Genomic DNA, 2,930 nt, shown 5'->3' with positions numbered 1-2,930 from the left:
TACAACAAAGCAAAAGAAACAATGCTGAACGTTGAACATATAAACAAATTTGAACAATTAGAAATCGCTAATTTTATGTAAAGGCAGGTGAACGGCATGCTGGACGCGCAGATCAAAAAACTAGAAAGAAAAATAAAAGATTTGCAGAAAAACAGACAAGAATGGCGGGACAAATACTACTACGAGAAAAAACGCAACGAGCAATTGCGGGTTAATCACAGCGAATTGGAACAGTTGGAGATTAAAAATGCCAGGCTCCAAATCGAAATCAATAATCGGGATCGGAAGTTGAAGGCGATCAAGAAGGCGCTTAAGGACGTGGAGGTGTGAAGGCTCAGAAGGCAAAAGAAGAACTCTCACGATGTTTGAAGGAAAACAAGACTATTACTATTCGGAAGCTAAAAAAACTGCTCACAGACATTAATTTTAGCCTAGAACCGAGCGAATCAAAAGAGGTTAGATATTTGAAACGGGAAATACGGAATTTGATTAAGGCAAATAAAAAATTGAAACGGAAAATTAGGAGGTTGGAGAAGGATGGAAATGTTTAAATTAACGAAAGAACAAATTGTTGAACTAGAAAAGGCTGCTAATAAAATGGCTAAAGCTATGGAAAAGGTAAGATTTTCATTTGCGAAGAAACCGGAATTTAAAAAAGAGCAGTGGGTTGTTGGATATTCAAAAACGTACAAAAAGGAGATTGTACGAAAAATAGTTGCTGTTTATGAAGATACCGGATACGCAACACTTGACCAAGAGTATTTAGTGATTTCATTTGATCAATTACGCCACGCAACCGAATCCGAAATTGCACAAGAAAAAGAGCGCCGAACAGATAAGAAACTGGATAAATTACTGTTGGATTTGAGCAACGAAGAACGGGTAAGATTAGCCAAAAAATTGGACGGTGATCACGAATGACTAACGCAGACCGATTAGCAAAAGCAATCCAGGCATTAGGAGAATTTGCAGATTTAAAAGCAGAATACGCAATTAAGTTTGTTGATGAGTATGCGGAGTTTTTAATACAGCGGGCTGAACGTGTGGAGGAATCGGAAAAGGAAAACAAACGCCTTGAAAAATTTATAGACAATTTACAAGTCGTCCATTTTACGGAACTACAAACAGAAAAGGCAGAGAACGCACGCTATAAACAGGCTTTGGAGTTTTATGCGGATGAACAAGATTACATTACTTTTGATTCTCCTGCGGTAAGAGATAGTGGATATAAAGCACGTAAAGCATTGCGAGGTGATAAGCATGCATAGAGTCTATGATGATCGCACTAATGAAACGCTTTTCGAGAACGAAGATAGCTTTGAATGTGTGGGATTCATTGACGATAATTTTGATGAAAACGACGATGATTTCGCTCATATTTGGATAGAGAAGGTAGGTGGGGATAAGCATGCGTGAGATTAAATATCAGTCGTACCCATACACCCTGAGAGCAATCGAAGCGTCCTCTTTAGATAAGTTAAAGAGTGATTGTAAACGATAAATCGTAGGGAGTTTACCGTAATCCTCGTAATAACAAACAATAAAAGATTTTATAGCAGATTTTAATGAAACATGTTTACTCAATTTACACCATCCTCTCTTTGGTTAATTATTGCACTTTGGGGAGGGTGGTTCAATGGAAAAATTAGGAGGGAACTAGATGCGTGAATCCAAACACTGCCTATCCTGCAACAAACCAGTCGAAAACAAACGCAGCGATATATGTAATAGCTGTCAGCAACGGCTGTATGACATTGATGTGGAGAGCAAGGAAAATAAATGGTTTTAGGAGGGGAAAATGAACGCTTTAAAAGCAGCTGTGTTACTTACGAAGTATGCCGAATGTCCAAAATGCGGTAACAGTAAAGTCGGTAATGGTGAGGGGACGTGTGAAGTTGAGGAAGGTTATTTTTACAGGACTTGCAAATGTGGATATGAGGTAAAAATCAACGAGGAAAACACAGGAGGTAATGAAAAAAATGGACAATAAAAAAGATATTGGAGCGTTGATCGAGTTATCAGATTGGTCTAACCCTGATTTTGGTAGATACGGAAACATCGATGAGTTAAGTGACATGATTTTAAATAAACGAATCAAACATATTGATAAAGATAAAATCGAATTGGAAAACGGTCTGGTGTTGACGATTGAATGTAGTGAAGCGGACTGTTGCGCTGGTGGCGGTGGAACATTTGAGTTTGCAGAATACGGTATTCCAATCGATGCGCTAATAACTGATTTTGTTATTGGAAAACCAATTGAAGTTCCAGACAGTGACACTATCATTAATAGAAATACTATCACTTTATTCCACAACCAAAACCCAATAGTTTTAGCAAACGCTGAAACAGATGCCGGAAACGGCGGGTATTATTACAGCGTCACCAGCTTGGTTGTTGGCGAAATACATTTTCCATTTGTGAAAGCATGAGGCGAACTATGAACCTATCACAACTAAATGAACAAGTCAGACAAGCACTCAATAATAGAGATCACAAACAAGCAGAGAAAACATTGAAATTAATCAATGAATTGTTGAATGGAGGTAAGGGTGAATGAAAGTGAAACGACTACACAAAGATGCAGTATTACCAAAATACGCGAAAGAGGGCGATTCCGGATTTGATCTGGTTGCTATAGAGGATACGGTTATTGCCCCTGGTGAAACGAAATTAATTCGTACTGGATTAGCGTTAGATATTCCGGTTGGGTTCGAAATACAGGTTAGACCGCGTTCAGGAATTTCTCTTAATACAAAGCTAAGAGTTGTACTTGGCACCGTGGATTCGGGGTACAAAGGCGAAGTCGGAGTGATTTTAGATAATTACCATGAAGTAAAGTACAGAATTGAAAAAGGCATGAGGATTGCACAAGCTGTGTTGGCTCCTATCGCACACACAACATTTGAGGAAGTGGACGAATTAAGCGA

The 2,930-nt window shown here is 38.6% G+C and carries 9 protein-coding genes; all 9 read left to right on the top strand.

Translation table 11 applies throughout. From position 1 onward, the window contains the following. Positions 1–96 precede the first annotated feature (96 nt). Positions 97–330, top strand: a complete 234-nt coding sequence (locus IEX12_RS22945; RefSeq protein WP_188725974.1) for a hypothetical protein — start codon at positions 97–99, stop codon at positions 328–330. Then, a complete protein-coding gene (locus IEX12_RS22940) occupies positions 327–551 on the top strand; it encodes a hypothetical protein (protein ID WP_188725973.1) in 225 nt (74 codons plus the stop codon). Before IEX12_RS22945 ends, IEX12_RS22940 begins: the two co-directional genes overlap by 4 nt. Then, positions 538–921, top strand: a complete 384-nt coding sequence (locus IEX12_RS22935; protein WP_188725972.1) for a hypothetical protein — start codon at positions 538–540, stop codon at positions 919–921. The genes IEX12_RS22940 and IEX12_RS22935 overlap by 14 nt, the downstream gene beginning before the upstream one ends. After that, positions 918–1,268 carry an MreC domain-containing protein gene (locus IEX12_RS22930; protein ID WP_188725971.1) on the top strand — a complete coding sequence of 117 codons (351 nt, stop codon included), beginning with the start codon at positions 918–920 and terminating at the stop codon, positions 1,266–1,268. The genes IEX12_RS22935 and IEX12_RS22930 overlap by 4 nt, the downstream gene beginning before the upstream one ends. Beyond that, positions 1,261–1,416 (top strand): hypothetical protein, encoded by a 156-nt coding sequence (locus IEX12_RS22925; protein WP_188725970.1) that lies wholly within the window; start codon positions 1,261–1,263, stop codon positions 1,414–1,416. The genes IEX12_RS22930 and IEX12_RS22925 overlap by 8 nt, the downstream gene beginning before the upstream one ends. A gap of 244 nt (positions 1,417–1,660) precedes the next feature. Beyond that, positions 1,661–1,789 carry a hypothetical protein gene (locus tag IEX12_RS23655; RefSeq protein WP_286171350.1) on the top strand — a complete coding sequence of 43 codons (129 nt, stop codon included), beginning with the start codon at positions 1,661–1,663 and terminating at the stop codon, positions 1,787–1,789. 9 nt (positions 1,790–1,798) lie between these two features. After that, a complete protein-coding gene (locus IEX12_RS22920; RefSeq protein ID WP_102416434.1) occupies positions 1,799–1,990 on the top strand; it encodes a DUF3797 domain-containing protein in 192 nt (63 codons plus the stop codon). Further along, a complete protein-coding gene (locus IEX12_RS22915; protein ID WP_214613677.1) occupies positions 1,980–2,432 on the top strand; it encodes a DUF7448 domain-containing protein in 453 nt (150 codons plus the stop codon). Before IEX12_RS22920 ends, IEX12_RS22915 begins: the two co-directional genes overlap by 11 nt. Before the next feature lie 124 nt (positions 2,433–2,556). Then, positions 2,557–2,930 (top strand): dUTP diphosphatase (dut, locus tag IEX12_RS22910; RefSeq protein WP_188725969.1); only part of this gene is annotated, 374 nt, incomplete at its 3' end.

It is taken from the genome of Lentibacillus populi, from assembly GCA_014642895.1.
Classification (GTDB): domain Bacteria; phylum Bacillota; class Bacilli; order Bacillales; family Amphibacillaceae; genus Lentibacillus_C; species Lentibacillus_C populi.
Note: the sequence above shows the minus strand (reverse complement) of the source record. Positions and strands in the feature narration are given on the sequence as shown.

Bases quoted from the DNA above. Each gene is read 5' to 3' on its own strand.
- IEX12_RS22945 (WP_188725974.1), top strand. From the start codon at position 97: ATGCTGGACGCGCAGATCAAAAAACTAGAAAGAAAAATAAAAGATTTG.
- IEX12_RS22935 (WP_188725972.1), top strand. From the start codon at position 538: ATGGAAATGTTTAAATTAACGAAAGAACAAATTGTTGAACTAGAAAAG.
- IEX12_RS22930 (WP_188725971.1), top strand. From the start codon at position 918: ATGACTAACGCAGACCGATTAGCAAAAGCAATCCAGGCATTAGGAGAA.
- IEX12_RS22925 (WP_188725970.1), top strand. From the start codon at position 1,261: ATGCATAGAGTCTATGATGATCGCACTAATGAAACGCTTTTCGAGAAC.
- IEX12_RS23655 (WP_286171350.1), top strand. From the start codon at position 1,661: ATGCGTGAATCCAAACACTGCCTATCCTGCAACAAACCAGTCGAAAAC.
- IEX12_RS22920 (WP_102416434.1), top strand. From the start codon at position 1,799: ATGAACGCTTTAAAAGCAGCTGTGTTACTTACGAAGTATGCCGAATGT.
- IEX12_RS22915 (WP_214613677.1), top strand. From the start codon at position 1,980: ATGGACAATAAAAAAGATATTGGAGCGTTGATCGAGTTATCAGATTGG.